15 protein-coding genes are annotated in these 18,113 nt (G+C 37.6%); all 15 read left to right on the forward strand.

Annotated features, from left to right (window positions below; translation table 11 throughout):
* The first annotated feature begins 4 nt into the window (after positions 1-4).
* The 15 genes from ftsL (at position 5) to ftsA (ending at position 18,098) form a co-directional block, all read left to right on the forward strand.
* Positions 5-379: a cell division protein FtsL gene (gene ftsL, locus ACNSTQ_RS04485; RefSeq protein WP_418198654.1), complete on the forward strand. Its 375-nt coding sequence runs from the start codon at positions 5-7 to the stop codon at positions 377-379.
* A 131-nt stretch (positions 380-510) separates the two neighbouring features.
* Complete coding sequence (locus tag ACNSTQ_RS04490; RefSeq protein ID WP_418198655.1) at positions 511-2,685, forward strand: penicillin-binding protein; 2,175 nt, start codon at positions 511-513, stop codon at positions 2,683-2,685.
* A 108-nt stretch (positions 2,686-2,793) separates the two neighbouring features.
* Positions 2,794-4,728, forward strand: coding sequence for a stage V sporulation protein D (locus ACNSTQ_RS04495; RefSeq protein ID WP_418198656.1), 1,935 nt, complete (start codon positions 2,794-2,796; stop codon positions 4,726-4,728).
* A gap of 211 nt (positions 4,729-4,939) precedes the next feature.
* On the forward strand, positions 4,940-6,409 hold the full coding sequence (locus ACNSTQ_RS04500) for a UDP-N-acetylmuramoyl-L-alanyl-D-glutamate--2,6-diaminopimelate ligase (protein ID WP_418198657.1): 1,470 nt from the start codon (positions 4,940-4,942) through the stop codon (positions 6,407-6,409).
* The gene (locus ACNSTQ_RS04505) at positions 6,406-7,764 is read left to right on the forward strand and encodes a UDP-N-acetylmuramoyl-tripeptide--D-alanyl-D-alanine ligase (RefSeq protein ID WP_418198658.1); all 1,359 of its coding nucleotides are present in this window, start codon (positions 6,406-6,408) and stop codon (positions 7,762-7,764) included. Before ACNSTQ_RS04500 ends, ACNSTQ_RS04505 begins: the two co-directional genes overlap by 4 nt.
* A gap of 19 nt (positions 7,765-7,783) precedes the next feature.
* A complete protein-coding gene (gene mraY / locus ACNSTQ_RS04510) occupies positions 7,784-8,761 on the forward strand; it encodes a phospho-N-acetylmuramoyl-pentapeptide-transferase (RefSeq protein WP_418198659.1) in 978 nt (325 codons plus the stop codon).
* Positions 8,762-10,120 carry a UDP-N-acetylmuramoyl-L-alanine--D-glutamate ligase gene (gene murD / locus ACNSTQ_RS04515; RefSeq protein WP_418198660.1) on the forward strand — a complete coding sequence of 453 codons (1,359 nt, stop codon included), beginning with the start codon at positions 8,762-8,764 and terminating at the stop codon, positions 10,118-10,120.
* Between the two features lie 101 nt (positions 10,121-10,221).
* Complete coding sequence (spoVE, locus tag ACNSTQ_RS04520; protein WP_418198661.1) at positions 10,222-11,322, forward strand: stage V sporulation protein E; 1,101 nt, start codon at positions 10,222-10,224, stop codon at positions 11,320-11,322.
* Positions 11,323-11,631: 309 nt separating this feature from the next.
* Positions 11,632-12,732, forward strand: coding sequence for an undecaprenyldiphospho-muramoylpentapeptide beta-N-acetylglucosaminyltransferase (gene murG, locus ACNSTQ_RS04525; protein ID WP_418198662.1), 1,101 nt, complete (start codon positions 11,632-11,634; stop codon positions 12,730-12,732).
* Between the two features lie 236 nt (positions 12,733-12,968).
* Complete coding sequence (gene murB, locus ACNSTQ_RS04530) at positions 12,969-13,886, forward strand: UDP-N-acetylmuramate dehydrogenase (protein ID WP_418198663.1); 918 nt, start codon at positions 12,969-12,971, stop codon at positions 13,884-13,886.
* Positions 13,887-13,999: 113 nt separating this feature from the next.
* On the forward strand, positions 14,000-14,779 hold the full coding sequence (locus ACNSTQ_RS04535) for a cell division protein FtsQ/DivIB (RefSeq protein WP_418198664.1): 780 nt from the start codon (positions 14,000-14,002) through the stop codon (positions 14,777-14,779).
* Entirely contained in the window at positions 14,763-15,476 is a 714-nt protein-coding gene (locus ACNSTQ_RS04540) for a DUF881 domain-containing protein (RefSeq protein ID WP_418198665.1), read from the forward strand. Before ACNSTQ_RS04535 ends, ACNSTQ_RS04540 begins: the two co-directional genes overlap by 17 nt.
* A gap of 4 nt (positions 15,477-15,480) precedes the next feature.
* Entirely contained in the window at positions 15,481-16,188 is a 708-nt protein-coding gene (locus tag ACNSTQ_RS04545; protein ID WP_418198666.1) for a DUF881 domain-containing protein, read from the forward strand.
* A 7-nt stretch (positions 16,189-16,195) separates the two neighbouring features.
* Positions 16,196-16,555, forward strand: a complete 360-nt coding sequence (locus ACNSTQ_RS04550; protein WP_418198667.1) for a small basic family protein — start codon at positions 16,196-16,198, stop codon at positions 16,553-16,555.
* Between the two features lie 265 nt (positions 16,556-16,820).
* Positions 16,821-18,098, forward strand: coding sequence for a cell division protein FtsA (gene ftsA, locus ACNSTQ_RS04555; RefSeq protein ID WP_418198668.1), 1,278 nt, complete (start codon positions 16,821-16,823; stop codon positions 18,096-18,098).
* Positions 18,099-18,113: the final 15 nt, after the last annotated feature.

An 18,113-nucleotide genomic window follows, 5' to 3' on the forward strand; every position in this document is an offset into this window, starting at 1 on the left:
TATTATGAGTAATTTGGCTCGTCAGTATCAGCAACAACAACAGCAACCAAAAGAAAATCAAGGTCAACAGCCAAAGCAAACGAAGGCGCCGAAACAAAAAAAGTTCTCCGTTTCAAGAGGTGAAAAAGGAATAGCTTTACTTGCGGTTGTTGCGTTATCTGTAGCGGTTACCTTCATCCTTGCGAATTACGCTTCGGTTTACTCTATGAATAGGGATATTCATAATTTACAACGTGATATTCAACAACAGTCTCAGGTTAATGAGGGACTTCAATTACAAGTAATCGAATTAAGTGCACCTGATAGAATCTTACATATTGCAACGGAAAAACTTGGTATGTCTTTAGACGACAATAAGGTGAAAGTGATACAAAACTAGTTCCGCTGTGGGCTAGTTTTCTTTTTAGGTAAAAACGTGTAATATTTAGCTTTATGCCCTGCAACCCAAGGATAAATAACTGTCGCAACCGATCAGACACTTAACGCACACAGGAATAGGATGTGATTATAATGGAAGTTCAGAAAAGACCTGTTACAAATAAGAGAGCCGTTTTAGTTATGGCGATTTTTCTTATTTGTTTCGTTATACTCATCGGAAGAATAATTATGATCCAAACGACAAAAGAAATAGGCGGACATGACTTAAAGCAAATGGCCGAACAAAGGTGGACATCCAAAAATGTTCTAGAAGGTAACCGTGGAACTATCTTTGACCGAGATGGGAGCCCATTAGCTCAAGAAATCACCTCGTATACGATGTTTGCTGTTTTAGATAAGGGACAAAATCGTTATGTGAAAGACCCGAGAGAGACAGCAGAAATTTTATCACCTTATATTAATATGTCTATTGAAAATCTTGAGCGATTGCTCTCTAGCGATCGATTCCAAGTTGAATTGGGTGCTGCGGCTAAAAATATGAGTCATGAAAAGATGAAGGCTATTAAAGAATATGACCTGCCAGGTATAGAATTTAAAGAAGAACCTCGTCGCTACTACCCGAAACAAACTTATGCTTCTCATGTCATTGGCTACACAGAAAGGGATATGGAAAAGTCGAGAATGGGTCTTGAACTTAGTCTTGATGAAATTCTCCGTGCCGAACACGGTTCTGTCGTCTATCAAAGGGACCGTAAAGGGATTAGGCTTCCTGATCCGAAGGAAACAGTTGAAGCGCCTAAGAATGGTCAGAATGTGTATTTAACCCTAGACTCTAATATTCAAACAGCTTTAGAACAAGTGATGACGAAAGTTGAAGAGGATTATGACCCTGAAAGATTGATAGCTATCGTTGCTGATCCGAAAACCGGACAAATATTAGCAATGAGTAATCGTCCTAGCTTCAACCCGAATCAATATGAAGATATTACGAACTTTATTAATTTTGGAATCTCGTATCGATTTGAACCAGGATCTACGATGAAGATTTTTACGTTAGCAGCAGCTATTGAGGAAGGGGTTTATAATGGTAATGAACAATTTCAATCGGGGACATATCGAATAGGAAATAGGATTGTTTCAGATCATAACCAAGGAAGAGGTTGGGGACAGATTTCCTACAATGAAGGTATGCAACGATCTTCCAATGTAGCTTTTTCGAAGATTGCTAATGAAAAGTTAGGAACAGATAGAGTCTATGACTATCTTGGAAAATTCGGGTTTACGGAAGTAACAGGTATCGACCTGCCAAATGAAGCTACGAGTTTAATTGCAGCAAAAAATGCGTCGAATGCTATTTCTACAGCTTTTGGACAGGCGACAGCTGTAACTCCAATCCAACAAGTCCAAGCTGCAACAGCAATTGCTAATAAAGGAAAGATGATGAAGCCTTATGTGATCGACCGAATTGTTGATCAAGAAACTGGAAAAGTGGTAGAAAAGAATGAGCCAACCGAAGTAGGACAACCGATCACAGAGGCTACTGCAAAGGAAGTAATCGATATACTAGAGACCGTTGTTACCTCCTCGGCTGGAACAGGAACGCCATACTTTATCGAAGGGTTTGATGTTATCGGTAAAACAGGAACCGCCCAAGTACCCAATCCCAATGGAGGATACTTACGTGGACACGGAAAAAATATCTTTTCATTTTTAGGAATGGCGCCTAAAGATGACCCTCGCGTAATCGTATACGTAGCGGTAGATCAACCGAAGTTAAAAGAAACAGAATCTGGATCTGCACCAGTTTCACAAATTTTTAATACAGTAATGAAACATAGTTTACAATATTTAAATATAAATCCAGGTTACCAAGAGATGGTTGAAAGTGAAGAAATAGGGTTTGAATTGAAAGCCTATAAAGGAAAAGCAGTAGAGACTGTAAAGAATGAACTAGAAAGTGAAGGATTACAAGTAATCGTTTTAGGTGATGGAAACAAGGTGGAAGGACAGCAGCCGGTAGCAGGGCGGTATGTGATTGATAATGAAAAGGTTGTCCTTGTTACAAACGGTGATTCTTACACGATGCCAAATATTGAAGGTTGGTCGTTCCGTGATGTTATGAAGCTATCAAAAGCACTTGATCTTAATATGAATATATTTGGAACGGGTTTTGTAACAAGCCAAAGTGTTAGTGCAGGAAGTCCGATAAGAATAGAAGAGCATATAACTGTTGAACTAGAATTGCCAAATTATGAAGGTGTCCTGGATGAAGTAGACCTCGAGGAAGTGATCAATGAAGAACAATAAGTAATCCCCCTTATTGTTCTAATTGTCTAGTATTCCGCATATAAGTAAAACAAGGATGACAAGCCTTAGTATATGTGAAATCTAGGTTGGAAATTGGGGGTACAGGTAGTGCGAGTGTCCAATGTAACCGTACGAAAACGTCTAGTATTTGTATTAATAATTGGTTTAATTATTTTCTCGATTATCGCGATTCGTCTCGGCTATGTACAATTTGGAATGGGAAACTGGTTAACTGAAAGAGCAGAAGATTCTTGGAGTCGTGATATTCCGTTTGAAGCAAAACGAGGAGAAATTCTAGATCGAAATGATGAAATTCTAGCTACTAATGTTAGTGCACCGTCAATATTAGTAGTTCCTCGTCAAGTGAAAGAGCCTGCTGAGACAGCTGAGAAATTAGCAAACGTTCTAAATATGGATAGAAAAAAGGCGTATGAGCTTATCACGAAAAGTGCATCATCTGTTAGGATTAATCCAGAAGGAAGAAAAATCTCGAAAGATAAAGCAAATGAAGTACGAGCGCTAGATTTACCGGGGGTTTATGTCGCAGAAGATAGTAAGAGGCATTACCCGAACGGAAGGTTTTTAGCACATGTATTAGGTTTTGCTGGAATTGACAATCAAGGGTTAACAGGTTTGGAGTTAACATATGACGAACATTTGAGTGGAAAAAAAGGACATGTATCCTTCTTCTCAGATGCTAAGGGTAAGAGATTACCAGATTTAGCAGATGAGTATACGCCTCCAGTAGATGGTCTTAATTTAAAGCTTACAATAGATAGTAAGGTTCAGACGATCATCGAACGGGAGTTAGATATAGCGGAAGCCACATATAACCCAGATGGTGCAATTGCAATTGCAATGGACCCAAATACAGGTGAAATTCTTGGAATGTCAAGTCGACCACATTATAACCCTGAAAATTTCCGTGAAGTTCCACCAGAAATTTATAACCAGAACAAGCCGGTTTGGATGCAATACGAGCCGGGTTCAACCTTTAAGATCATAACAATCGCAGCTGCCCTAGAGGAAGGCGAAGTTGATCTGCACAAAGAGACATTTAATGACCCTGGCTTTATTGAAGTATCTGGACATCGGTTGCGCTGTTGGAAAAAAGGTGGACATGGACACCAAACGTTCTTAGAAGTCGTTCAGAACTCTTGTAACCCGGGATTTGTTGTTTTAGGTGAACGATTAGGGAAAGATCGTCTATTTGATTACATTGAAAAATTTGGATTTGGCCAAAAAACAGGGATTGACCTGCAAGGTGAAGGAAAAGGAATCCTCTTTAATCGAGATAGAGTCGGCCCATTAGAGTTAGCAACTACTGCCTTTGGTCAAGGGGTTTCTGTTACGCCAATTCAACAAGTAGCGGCGGTGTCTGCAGCAATCAATGGCGGGTATTTGTATCAACCTTTTATCGCGAAAGAGTGGATTGACCCAGTAACAGGACAGGTGGTAAGTTCTCAAGCTCCAATTTTAAAAAGAAGAGTCATTTCTGGAGATACATCTAAAGAAATTCGCCATGCATTAGAAAGTGTAGTAGCACTTGGAACTGGTAAAGGTGCGTTTGTAGATGGATATCGAGTGGGAGGAAAAACGGGTACCGCACAAAAAGCAAAAGACGGTCGCTATTTAGAAAATAATCACATTGTCTCATTTATTGGGATGGCACCAGCAGATAACCCAGAAATTGTAGTCTATGTAGCCATTGATAATCCAAAAGGTACCGTTCAATTCGGTGGTGTCGTTGCAGCGCCGATTGTTGGAAAGATTATTGGTGATAGTCTAGCTGCCATGGGAGTTAAAAAACGAACAGACCAGATCGAAAAAGAAAAAGCATGGAATGATGAGCCTATTATAGAAACTCCAGATCTAGTCGGCCTTTCTATTCGAGAAATTAATCAAGCTTATTACGATCTGAAAATTGACGCTTCTGGAAGTGGGTCCAAAGTGTTAGCCCAAGCACCAGAACCTGGTGTGAAAGTAAAGGCAGGTTCAACGATACGACTTTATATGGGTGACAAATCAGACACAACAGACTAAAATAGTTCTGTAACACTTTAATTCCCTCCGGTACATGCTTCGGAGGGATTCATTTTGTTATAGGAATGCATTGTAGGAAAAGGGACTTCTTCAGGTTTTTCCAACATACACTTGAAAGAGAAATTCCTAATAAAAATAGGATTTATGATTAAAGGACGCATCTTTTTCCTACGATAGATATTAAATGTAAGTAATAGAGAGGGTATTGACTATGAAATTAAATCAACTGGTTGAAAAATTACAATATGTTCACATTTTAAATGATCAAATCAATCCGGTGATTTCGTCGATTGATATGGATTCACGGGAAGTTCAAAAAGGTAGTTTGTTTATTTGTATTAAAGGTTACACGGTTGATGGTCATGATTTTGTTAATCAAGCGATAAGTAACGGCGCAAGTGCGATAGTAGCAGAAAGAACAGTGGATGCTTCGATTCCTGTTATTTTAGTTAATGATACAAAGAGAGCGATGGCTATACTTTCAAATTACTTTTATGAACATCCAACCAAAAAAATATCACTAATTGGAATTACAGGAACAAATGGTAAAACTACGGTTACTCATTTAATTGAAAAAGTACTAAATGATGCAGGGGAACGAACAGGCTTAATAGGTACGATGTATACAAAAATAGGTGATCAAACGTATGAGACGAAAAATACAACACCTGAATCACTTACGTTACAAAAAACGTTTAAGCAAATGGTTGATCATCAAGTTAAGACAGCTATTATGGAAGTATCATCTCATGCACTTCATCTTGGGAGAGTAAGAGGATGCGACTTTAATATTGCTGTTTTTACGAATTTAACGCCAGATCATTTGGACTACCATCAAACGATGGAAGCCTATAAATATGCTAAAGGTCTGCTTTTTTCACAACTAGGAAATACATATGATCAAACGAGTAAAAAAATTGCTATATTAAATGATGATGATGAAGCTTCAGTAGAATATAAGAAGATGACAGCAGCCCAAGTCTTAACATATGGAATTAATGAAACGAGCGATGTGAGAGCGAAAAACATTAAAATGACAGCAGGCGGAACATCATTTACATTATCTAGTCCTGTAGGGGAGACAGAAATTGAGTTAAAGTTGATCGGGAAGTTTAGTGTGTATAATGCTTTAGCTGCTGCTGCCGCTTGTTTAGCACATGGGGTCAAATTAAATGATATTAAACAAAGTTTAGAAAGTGTAGAAGGCGTTTCTGGCAGGTTTGAGACAGTAGATGCAGGTCAACAGTTCACTGTTATCGTTGATTACGCGCATACGGCTGACAGTTTAGAAAATGTACTTACTACTGTTAAAGATTTAGCTAAAGGTAAGATTTACTGTGTAGTTGGATGCGGTGGGGATCGTGACCGAACGAAGCGCCCTATTATGGCGCAAATTGCTGTGAAATATTCTCATAAAGCAATTTTTACAGCAGATAATCCGAGAAGTGAACAACCTGAGATGATTTTAAAAGATATGGAAGCAGGAATTGAAAGTGATAATTATGTTTCGATCGTCGATCGCAAAGAAGCAATCGAACACGCGATTTCTCTTGCTAAACCTGACGATGTTGTACTTATTGCCGGAAAAGGACATGAAACGTATCAGGTAATAGGTAAAGAAGTCATTGATTTTGATGACAGACAAGTAGCAAGAGCGATCATTGAGGAGAGAATGCAATGAAGTTTTCTGGGAAACTAGTTGAAGAAATATCAGAAGGGGTACGACAGCATAACGTTAATCTTTCGTTTACTGGTATATATACCGATAGTCGCCAACCAATGGTTGATGGGTTGTTCATTCCGATTGTAGGAGAACGTTTTGACGGACATGATTTTATTCATACAGCAATTGAAAAAGGAGCAATAGCTTCTCTGTGGCAAGTAGATAAGGCAGTTCCGGAAAGTTTACCTGAAGACTTTCAATTATTTTATGTAAAAGAAACGATCCAAGGTCTACAACAATTATCTAAAAGATATTTAAAGCACATCAACCCGATAGTCGTTGGTGTAACAGGCAGTAACGGTAAGACAACGACAAAAGATATTTTAGATGCTGTTCTGTCAACTTCATATAAGACCTACAAAACGCAAGGAAACTATAACAATCATATTGGATTGCCGTTAACGATACTAGGAATGGAAAGCGATTGTGAACTACTCATTTTAGAGATGGGGATGAGTGGGTTTGGTGAAATTGAGTTACTCAGTTTGATCGGTGAACCTCATTATGCGGTCGTTACAAACATCGGCGAATCACATATTGAACAGCTTGGCAGCCGGGAAGGTATTGCCCAAGCAAAAATGGAGATTGTAAAAGGGTTACGGGAAAATGGTAAAGTGTTTATTGATGGTGACGAGCCATTACTTAAGCCTTTTTATCATAAAAATGTAAGTACCTGTGGTTTCACGGACACGTGTGACGTACAAATTTTAAATGTCTCTACTAGTGATTACGGTTTTACATTCTCTCTGAAAGGTGACGAAACGGTTTATGAACTGCCGCTGCTTGGTCGCCACAACATAAAAAATGCAGCCTATGCCATCATGGTGGGGCGCGAGCTTGGATTATCGGAAAAAAGTATACAGACAGGGTTAAAACAAGTAAACTTAACAGGGATGAGACTTGAACGTATGAAAGGCTTAAATGGATCAACTATCATTAACGATGCGTATAATGCTAGCCCAACTTCCATGAAAGCCGCGATAGAAGCAGTAAAAGAATTACCTGCCTATTCAAAAAGGGTAGTAATTCTTGGGGATATGTACGAACTTGGGCCAGATGAAAAAGAACTTCATCGTTCAGTTGCCGCTGTGATTGAAGAGCCTGTTACACACCTATTCACTGTAGGGGAAAAAGGACAATGGATTTTTGACGCATTTAATGAAAAAAACGACCATAGGCTTATAGTACAAAGCTTTTTAGATAAAGAAGATCTCATCGCCAGCACCATAAAACTTTTAGATAGTGAAACGGTTGTATTGATAAAAGCATCAAGGGGACTCCAATTAGAAACAATCACTAAATATTTAATGTAATAGAAAGGAGGCAATGACAATGTTTGAACAGATCACATTATTATTTACATTAATCGCATCTTTCCTCATTGCCGTAATACTATCCCCAATTATAATTCCATTTCTTAGAAGGTTAAAATTTGGACAAAGTATTCGAGATGAAGGGCCCAAGTCCCATCAAAAGAAAAGCGGTACACCTACAATGGGCGGGGTTATGATTTTATTATCGATCCTTCTTACAACAGTCATTATTATTTCAAAATTTTTAACGTTTACGACAGAAATTTGGTTACTATTATTTGTAACTTTAGGTTACGGTTTATTAGGCTTTCTAGATGACTTTATTAAAGTTGTGATGAAGAGGAATTTAGGGCTTACATCAAAGCAAAAGTTAGTTGGTCAACTCGTTATTGCTATTATTTTTTATCTAGGATTACGCATGCTTGACTTTTCAACAGAAATCGCGATACCAGCAACTAACATTTCAATTGATTTTGGTTGGCTTTATTTCCCACTTATCATTGTTATGTTAGTAGGTGCATCAAATGCGGTAAATTTAACCGATGGTTTAGACGGTTTATTAGCTGGAACAGGTGCAATCGCATTTGGAGCATTTGCCATTTTAGCATGGAATGCAGAAATGTTTGATGTCGCTATTTTCTGTGGAGCAGTTGTTGGAGCGGTATTAGGCTTTTTAGTTTTTAATGCACACCCTGCAAAAGTATTTATGGGTGATACGGGTTCGCTTGCTTTAGGTGGAGCAATTGCAGCAGTTGCGATCTTAACCAAGTTAGAAATTTTACTTGTTATTATCGGCGGGGTTTTTGTTATAGAAACTCTTTCGGTTATTATCCAAGTAATTTCATTTAAAACGAGAGGTAAGAGGGTGTTTAAAATGAGTCCTCTTCACCATCACTATGAGCTATCAGGCTGGTCGGAATGGCGAGTTGTTGTTACATTTTGGTTAGTAGGTATGCTTTTTGCAATATTAGGAATTTACTTAGAGGTGTGGATTTAGATGAAAAATGAACAACAGTTTAAAGATCAATATGTACTCGTCTTAGGTTTAGCAAAAAGCGGGGAAGCTGCGAGCCGTCTTTTGTTCCGACTAGGTGCTCACGTAACTGTCAATGATGCTAAGCCAATTGAAGAAAATCCCAAAGCGAAGGAACTAGAAGGTTTAGGGATTAAAGTTGTTTGTGGTGCTCATCCATTAACATTATTGGATGAGCCAATTGACTTTATCGTTAAAAACCCAGGGATTCCTTATAGTAATCCAATAATTTCTGAAGCGATAAAGCGTGGAATAACTGTGGTTACAGAAGTGGAATTAGCTTCTATGCTATCAGAAGCTGATATGATTGCGATTACTGGTTCGAATGGAAAAACGACGACCACAACATTAGTGGTTGAAATGTTAAAAAATAGTGGCAAGGAGCCCTTAGTGGCTGGAAATATTGGAACAGTAGCATGCGAAGTTGCAGAAAAAGCGACTGCGGAAAACATTATTGTTACAGAAGTTTCCAGTTTTCAACTACAAGGAACAAAAAATTTCCATCCAAAAGTGGCAGTATTATTAAATCTGTTTGATGCCCATCTAGACTATCATGGAACAAAAGAAGCATATGGACATGCTAAAGCCAAAATATTTGCTAATCAAGAAGAAAATGACTTTTATGTAATTAATGTTGATGACGATTTTGTTGTTAAGCTGGCAGAAGGAGTAAAAGGCACAAAAATACCGTTTTCAACGACGACAGAGGTTGCGGACGGTGCATATGTAAAAGATCATGTTGTTTTCTTTAAAGATGAAAAAATCATCGATCAAGCAGAGATTACTCTTCCTGGTAAACATAACCTAGAAAATATATTAGCCGCTATCGCTGCAGCAAAAACGATGGGGGCACGTACAGATCAAATCGTCAATGTGTTAAAGTCGTTTACGGGTGTTAAACATAGAGTTCAATATGTAACGACTTATAATGATCGTAAGTTCTTTAATGATTCAAAAGCGACGAATATTTTAGCAGCTCAAGCTGCTGTTTCGGCTTTTACAGAGCCTGTCATTCTTTTAGCTGGCGGTTTAGATCGAGGCAACTCTTTTGATGCTTTTATACCTTCGTTAGAAAAAGTTAAAGCAGTCGTGACTTTCGGAGAAACAAAAGAGAAGATGAAGTCTGCTGCCAAAGAAGCAGGGGTAGAGATCATTAAAGAAGTATTAAATGTAGAAGAAGCTGTACCAGTCGCTTATCATCTTTCTGAAGCTGGTGATATTATCTTACTTTCACCTGCTTGTGCGAGCTGGGATCAGTACAAAACGTTTGAAGAACGCGGCGACAAATTTATTTATGCCGTTGAGCAGTTAATCCAAAGATAAAAGGACATGTTCTAATAGTCTGGTGCATATGTTTAGGTAATAGAGGTTGTACAATTGATAGTTGATTGTACGAACACTTTTTAGTTAGTGAGGTGTTACAGTTGCCTAAAACAAAAACGGCACCAGATTTTCTTTTGATGATTGCAACAATCGCACTATTAACGATAGGTGTTATTATGGTATATAGTGCTAGTGCAGTATGGGCTCAATATAAGTTTGACGATTCATTTTTCTTTGCAAAACGCCAGATATTCTTTGCTGGTGCAGGAGTTGCAGCTATGTTTTTCGTCATGACCGTTGATTATTGGACGTGGCGAAAATGGTCCAAGGTTTTGCTCATTATTTGTTTTATACTTCTTATTGTTGTTTTAATTCCTGGAGTAGGGCTCGTTCGTGGTGGGGCACGAAGTTGGTTAGGTGTAGGGGCATTTTCTATTCAACCATCCGAGTTTATGAAGATGGCCATGATCGCTTTTTTAGCAAAATACTTATCAGAAAATCAAAAGAAGATCACATCGTTAAAACAAGGGTTAATTCCTTCATTATCTATAGTTTTATTGGCATTCGGTCTCATCATGTTGCAACCAGATCTTGGTACAGGGGCAGTAATGGTTGGAACGTGCGTTGTTATGATTTTTGTTTCTGGTGCCAGAATTGCTCATTTTGTTGGCTTGGCCCTGATTGGCGTTGTGGGCTTTGTAGCACTAATTGCTTCCGCGCCGTATCGGATAAAGCGAATTACTTCTTTTTTAGATCCGTGGTCAGATCCATTAGGAAGTGGATTTCAAATTATTCAATCGCTTTATGCAATTGGCCCAGGTGGATTACTTGGGTTAGGGTTAGGAGAAAGTCGGCAAAAATACTTCTACTTACCTGAACCGCAAACTGATTTTATATTTGCCATACTAACCGAAGAGTTAGGGTTTATTGGAGGGGCCATTGTTATCTTTTTGTTCGGTATTCTCCTATGGCGAGGGATAAGAGTGGCATTAGGTGCACCAGATTTGTTTGGTAGCTTCTTAGCTGTAGGTATTATATCGATGGTAGCTATTCAAGTTATGATCAACATCGGAGTAGTCACTGGACTGATGCCTGTTACAGGGATTACACTACCGTTCCTTAGTTATGGCGGGTCCTCACTCACCCTAATGTTGGTTGCAATTGGTGTTTTACTTAACATTAGCAGGTTTTCAAGGATATAATAAAAGAAGTCCCTCTAAGTAAGGTGAAACTTAACTAGAGGGATATTTATGTTTTTAGCGCTGTTAAGAGGATTGTTGATTTTGTTTCATCCCAAGATCAACAGATATGAACAATACGTTACCCTAACCACTTGCTAAAACTTTTGGCTAACAACATGGTTTACAATCAAAATCTTTATAATTTTACACAATCCTTTAAAAGCATTATGTATAATACAAGTTATCGTTCTGATAAAATGGTAATAGTAGAGAATGTTCTAATAGGTAGTTAAGTATGGAATTTTAAGACAGAGTTTATGGAGGATTTCAATGAGAGTAGTTGTTAGTGGTGGAGGAACTGGAGGACATATATATCCTGCCTTGTCATTAATTCAAGAAATAAAACAGCAATATGAGTTTGCTGAAATACTGTACATAGGTACTGAAAACGGATTAGAGAGTGAACTGGTTACTAGAGAAGAAATTCCATTTAAAACAATAAAGATTACGGGGTTCCGTAGAAAAATTTCTTTTGATAATGTAAAAACGATCTACCGTTTCCTAAAGGGAACGAGTGACTCCAAAAAGATGATTAGAGAGTTTAAACCGGATGTCGTAGTTGGGACGGGGGGATATGTTTGTGGTCCCGTTGTTTTTGCAGCTTCGCAATTGAACATTCCAACGGTTATTCATGAACAGAATAGTGTTCCTGGACTTACGAATAAATTTTTAAGTCGTTATGTAGATAAGATTGTATTGTCATTCCCTGAATCGAAAACCTTCTTTCCTGAGTCTAAAACTGTATATCTAGGAAACCCGCGAGCTTCAGAAGTCATATCAACGAATGCTGAGCGTGGCAGGCAGTCTGTTGGTCTTAAGGATGGGAAAAAGTCTGTGTTAATTGTAGGGGGAAGCCGAGGAGCTAGACCGATTAATGACGCTTTCTTAGAAGTTTTACCTGACATGAAAAATTTCGATTATCAGTTCTTATATGTAACTGGTCAAGTACATTATGAAAAAGTGATGGAAGAAGTAAAAGCAAAAGGGAACCCAGACAATGTCATTATTAAACCATTTATTCATAACATGCCTGAAGTGTTAGCTGGTGTAGACTTAATTGTGGCGAGAGCGGGGGCTACAACTCTAGCTGAAATTACAGCGTTAGGATTGCCTAGTATTCTTATTCCAAGTCCGTATGTAACGAATAATCATCAAGAAAAAAATGCACGTTCACTCAGTGTGAAAGGTGCTGCTATTGTTCGCCTTGAAAAGGAAATGAGTGGAAAAGTATTGCTCGAAGATATTGATACTATTTTTAAAAAGGATGGAAAATGGGAAGAAATGCATAATGCAGCTCTTTCACTAGGAATGCCAAAAGCTGCAACTCACTTTGTGGATTTACTTGCTGAACTAACGAAGAATAAAAAGTAACAAACCATTGACCTTTATAAGACTTTGACAACTAGTGAAACTTGAAACTTTTAACACCTTGTAAACAAACACGGTGAAGTGGGCAAGAGCATATAATACAATAAAATGATGAGGAACTGTATTAAAAGATTATAAGGGAATTTACTTCTTTAATGGAGAAAAGTATAGAAAGGCTTGTGGTTTGTACATCTTTTGAAACAGACCGACCTTTTCAAGAAGTGAGGAGATTTAAGACGATGGAACAATTTATTCAACAACTCAGAGAAAAAAATATAGGTAAAGTCCTCGTCCAAGAACCATTAGCAAATCATACAACATGGAAAATTGGCGGGCCTGCTGAAATATTAGTAGAGCCAAAAGACGTTGAAGCATTAAAAGTATTAATGAGCTTAATTCGTCAAAAAAATATTCCTTGGCGTGTTATTGGAAGAGGTTCAAATTTACTTGTAAGTGACAGTGGTATTGAGGGTGTTGTCATAAAATTAGGGGACGATATTAGTCATCTTGAAATTGATGGTGAAGAAATTAAAGTCGGTGGTGGCTTTTCAGTAATTAAGTTAGCAATGATTATTAGTAAGAAAGGACTTTCAGGGTTAGAGTTTGCAAGTGGAATTCCGGGTTCTGTCGGTGGCGCTGTATTTATGAACGCTGGTGCACATGGTTCTGACATATCGCAAATATTAACGAAGGCACACATTCTTTTTGAAGATGGGACTATGAAGTGGCTGACAAATGAAGAATTGGGATTTTCATATCGGACTTCAAGATTACAAAAGGAAAAGGCAATATGTGTAGAGGCTGTTTTCCAGTTAAAAGCAGGAGACCGTGATGAAATTGTAAAGGTTATGCAAAAAAATAAGGATTACCGACGAGTATCTCAACCGTGGAATTATCCATGTGCAGGAAGTGTATTCAGAAACCCGCTTCCGAACTATGCAGGCCAATTAATTGAAAAAGCTGGCTTAAAAGGGTTCCAATTAGGTGGTGCGCAAGTATCAGAAATGCATGGTAATTTTATTGTAAATGTCGCTGATGCTAAGGCAGATGATGTGTTAAATCTCATTCAACACATCCAATCTACAGTTCGGGAAAAATTTGAAGTGGAAATTGAAACAGAAGTTGAGATTGTCGGAAAAAAACAAAACAACGACTGAGCATAGCCTTCAATTTGTGTTATAATTCAATAATGTAGCATTAAATTTTATTGAACGGCATAAATAGTTTATGCCGTTTTCGAAATATAGGTACTTATAATGGAGGTTGAAATATGGTTGATGAAAAAGTTATTACCATCAACGACAGAATACCTAAGTTAAAGGAACAAAGAAAGCAGAGAGCAAATCGTAGATTAACATTCTTTCTATCTTTTTTCTTTTTCCTTATCCTCTTAGTCATTTATTTTCAATCTCCTTTAAGTCATATTAAAATGATTGAAGTCCATGGAAATTATTACTTGCCTGCTGAGACAATCGTTAAAGCGTCAAAGTTGAACAGTGGGACAAGCCTCTGGAAACTAAATCAAGAAGAAGTGAAAGAAAGGATAATTAATCTAGATGAGATTGAAAAAGCAAACCTTTCACGAAAGTTCCCTAATACGATTGAAATTCATGTTGTTGAATATCAACGAGTCGCATATATGTTCCAGGAAGGCAAGTACTATCCTATTCTAAGTACGGGTGTTTTTTTGGATGAATTACCACCAAACGAAATGCCAGTTGATGCACCTATACTAAAGGACTGGGAGTCTGGGCCAGTAGCACAAGAATTAGCAGCAGAAATAACCAAGTTATCCGATGGGTTGTTTAATAGAATTTCAGAGATTTATTATACGCCTACAGAAACTGACCCGTTAAGAGTTATTGTATATATGAATGATGGATATGAAGTGCATTCAACTGTTCGAAATTTTTCAGAGAGAATCGCACCGTACCCTTCCATTGTTAAAGAAATTGATCCGAATAAAACAGGGATTATTCATATGAGAATGACACCTTATTTTGAGGAGTTTATTGGTGAGGAGGAAGAGGAAGGTGAAGGTGAATGGTAAACACGTTATTCTTTCACTTGTCCTGTTGGTAACCGGTTTTATTTTGGCTTTATCTTATCAATTTGCTAAAGAGCATCAAGATACAAATCCGGTCTCTCAGCGCCAATGGAGACATGAGGATGAACTTCGTAACAATATTATTTTAGAACAAGCAGTAAATCGAAATTTACAAGAGGACTTACGTGGGTACCAATCTCAACTTAGAGAGATTGAAGAACAAATTACAGATTTAACAGAAGAACAAGAAGTAAGGGTGGCTTCGTTAATAGAAGACTTAGAGCGGTTAAGAAAGCTAGTTGGTACTGTTAAAGTCAAAGGTCCAGGAATTGAAGTTATGCTATCTGACAGTTCATATGTTCCAGATGGTGCTAACCCGAATGATTATATCGTCCACGAAGAACAAATTCAAAAAGTCATCCAAGAATTGTTAGTTGCTGGGGCTGAAGCAGTAGCCATTAATGGCTACCGTCTATCTAGCAATTCATATATACAATGTATTGGACCTGTAATATATATTGACGGTCATACCTCTTACGCTCCATTCGTTATAACAGCAATCGGTGACCCATTAAATTTAGAAGGTTCAATGACATTACCAGGTGGAGTAAGAGACCAATTATTAAATGACCTTATAGAAGTAAGGATGCAACAAAAAAACGAAATAATCATGGAACCTTACTTATCTGAAAGTAGGTGACATAATGAATAAACAAGTAATTTTTATGATTGTTACTCTTATCATTGGTTTTATGTTAGCTATTCAATTTCAGTCTACAAAAGAACCGGTCGTTCGAGACACGAGAGATATTAGAGAGCTACGTAAAGAATTAAGAGCAGAGCAGGATAGACATCAGCAGCTCTCCCAAGAAATAGATAAATATGCCACTTTAATAGCTCAGTACGAAACATCATTAAGTGATCATAAGGAAAACGTTGAAACCGTAATGGAAGAGCAAATAGAAAATTTAAGAAAAGAAGCTGGCTTAACAGAAGTATCAGGGGAAGGGGTTATCCTTACGATTGAACCACTTTATCATGATCAATTTTTTGGCCATCAAAGGCATTCAGTTTCTCCCGTTTTATTACGGTTCTTAGTAAACGAATTAAATTTCAATGGTGCCGAGGAGATTGCTATAGGAAACCAACGAATTATTTCAACAACGGCCTTTCGTGAAGTAAATGGTGTCACTCGTGTCAATAACAGAAGGTTACCACCATTACCGATAGAGATTAAGGTCTTAACGAATGATGCCCAAAAATTACACAATGAAATGGTCGTTTCAGAGTCTGTTGAGTATTTTGAAATTGATAATTTAAAATTAACGTCTACACCGATTAATTATATTGAGTTGCCAGCTTTTGATGATACACCAAGGGTGCGGTATATGGAGCAAGTGAAGGAGGATTAACCAACCGATGTGGTTGCCAATTATTGGTTTAATTTTAGGGGTAATATTAGGTTTTTTTACAGAATTTCGTATTCCTGATGAATATTCCAATTATCTATCAATTGCAGTATTGGCTGCATTAGATACATTATTTGGTGGAATACGTGCACATTTACAAAATAGTTTTGACGGGAATGTCTTTCTAACCGGTTTCTTTTTTAATATCCTACTTGCTGCAGGTTTAGCTTTTCTAGGTGTCCATCTTGGTGTAGACTTATATTTAGCAGCAATTTTTGCATTCGGTGTACGACTCTTTAATAATATTGCAGTTATCCGTCGAATGTTGCTGTCGAATTGGAAAGAGAGAAGGAATGAGAACAAAGCTTAGGAAGCTTATAGAACTATAAAAATAGACTCTTAAGTTGTGAAACAAGTAGATTTTTGAAAAAAAAGTGAGATTTGTAAAGAAAATCAAAAAAATTAAAAGGGAAAAGAGATTTAATGTTGAATTATTTTATAGTTAAATAAATTTTCCCTTCTTATTTTCTCGCTAGAGTTTTTACATTGTTGGTATTTTATTTGATGATCTTAGGAATTGCAGTTAAAAATATAGCAGCTATATATGCTATACAGAACAAAAGGAGGTGCCACAGATGAACAACAATGATATTTATGTTAGCTTAGACATCGGTACATCCAATGTAAGAGTAATCATTGGAGAAATGACCAATGGATCACTAAACATCATTGGTGTTGGAAATACGAAGTCCCTTGGAATTAAGAAAGGCTCCATTGTGGATATTGATGAAACGGTAAAATCAATTAAGAGAGCTGTCGATCAAGCAGAACGAATGATCGGTTTATCAATAAAGCAAGTTATTGTAGGTGTAAACGGAAATCATGTTCAATTACAACCTTGTCATGGTGTAGTTGCAGTTTCTAGCCCTGACCGTGAAATAGGTGATGAAGATATCGCTCGTGTTATCGATGCTGCTCAGGTGGTTTCTATTCCACCAGAACGTGAAATTATTGATGTGATCCCTCGTCAATTTATCGTGGATGGATTAGATGAAATCAATGACCCTCGTGGGATGATAGGTGTTCGTTTAGAAATGGAAGGAACAATTATCACTGGCTCTAAGACTATCTTACATAATTTATTGAGATGTGTAGAACGTGCGGGATTACAAATCGCTGATATTTGTCTGCAACCTCTAGCTGGTGGTGCAGTAGCCATCTCAAAAGACGAAAAAAGTCTTGGTGTAGGTCTTGTAGATATCGGCGGTGGTTCAACAACAGTTTCGATCTTTGAGCAAGGAACACTTAAAACGACATCTGTAATACCAATCGGTGGAGATCATATTACAAATGATATTGCGATTGGTTTACGGACTTCTACTGAAGAAGCTGAACGGATTAAAATAAAGCATGGACATGCCTACATTGATGAAGCTTCTGATTCAGAAGTCTTTAAAGTTTCAGTCATTGGTAGTAACGATCAAGATGAATTTTCTCAATATGATATTGCTCATATTATTGAAGCTCGGATGGATGAAATGTTTGAGCTCATTGAAAAAGAAGTTCAGCGCTTAGGCTATGGAGGTTTACCAGGGGGCTATGTCTTAACAGGAGGAGCTGTAATGGTTCCAGGGGTATTAGAATTAGCTCGTGAAGTACTTCGTAGTAACGTCCGGATTGCTATTCCAGATTATATAGGTGTTCGTGAACCTCAATATACAACTGGGGTTGGCTTGATACAATTTGCATACCGTAATGTTAAAATCCAAGGAAAAGAAGTAGCTGCTTCAGTTTCTAACTTAAACCCAGGAGAAAAGACTCCATCTAAGAAGGAAAAAGCAGCTCCTAAGGCGAAAGAGGATAAAGAAGGTATGAAAAAAGTGAAAAGTTGGTTTAAAGTTTTCTTTGAATAATAATTCGTGTTTAAG

This window comes from Alkalihalobacterium sp. APHAB7, assembly GCF_048323755.1.
Lineage (GTDB): Bacteria > Bacillota > Bacilli > Bacillales > Bacillaceae_F > Alkalihalobacterium.

Bases quoted from the DNA above. Each gene is read 5' to 3' on its own strand.
- ACNSTQ_RS04550 (WP_418198667.1), top strand. From the start codon at position 16,196: ATGTGGTTGCCAATTATTGGTTTAATTTTAGGGGTAATATTAGGTTTT.
- ftsA (WP_418198668.1), top strand. From the start codon at position 16,821: ATGAACAACAATGATATTTATGTTAGCTTAGACATCGGTACATCCAAT.
- murD (WP_418198660.1), top strand. From the start codon at position 8,762: ATGAAAAATGAACAACAGTTTAAAGATCAATATGTACTCGTCTTAGGT.
- murB (WP_418198663.1), top strand. From the start codon at position 12,969: ATGGAACAATTTATTCAACAACTCAGAGAAAAAAATATAGGTAAAGTC.
- ACNSTQ_RS04490 (WP_418198655.1), top strand. From the start codon at position 511: ATGGAAGTTCAGAAAAGACCTGTTACAAATAAGAGAGCCGTTTTAGTT.
- murG (WP_418198662.1), top strand. From the start codon at position 11,632: ATGAGAGTAGTTGTTAGTGGTGGAGGAACTGGAGGACATATATATCCT.
- ACNSTQ_RS04545 (WP_418198666.1), top strand. From the start codon at position 15,481: ATGAATAAACAAGTAATTTTTATGATTGTTACTCTTATCATTGGTTTT.
- ACNSTQ_RS04500 (WP_418198657.1), top strand. From the start codon at position 4,940: ATGAAATTAAATCAACTGGTTGAAAAATTACAATATGTTCACATTTTA.
- mraY (WP_418198659.1), top strand. From the start codon at position 7,784: ATGTTTGAACAGATCACATTATTATTTACATTAATCGCATCTTTCCTC.
- ACNSTQ_RS04505 (WP_418198658.1), top strand. From the start codon at position 6,406: ATGAAGTTTTCTGGGAAACTAGTTGAAGAAATATCAGAAGGGGTACGA.
- ACNSTQ_RS04535 (WP_418198664.1), top strand. From the start codon at position 14,000: ATGGTTGATGAAAAAGTTATTACCATCAACGACAGAATACCTAAGTTA.
- ftsL (WP_418198654.1), top strand. From the start codon at position 5: ATGAGTAATTTGGCTCGTCAGTATCAGCAACAACAACAGCAACCAAAA.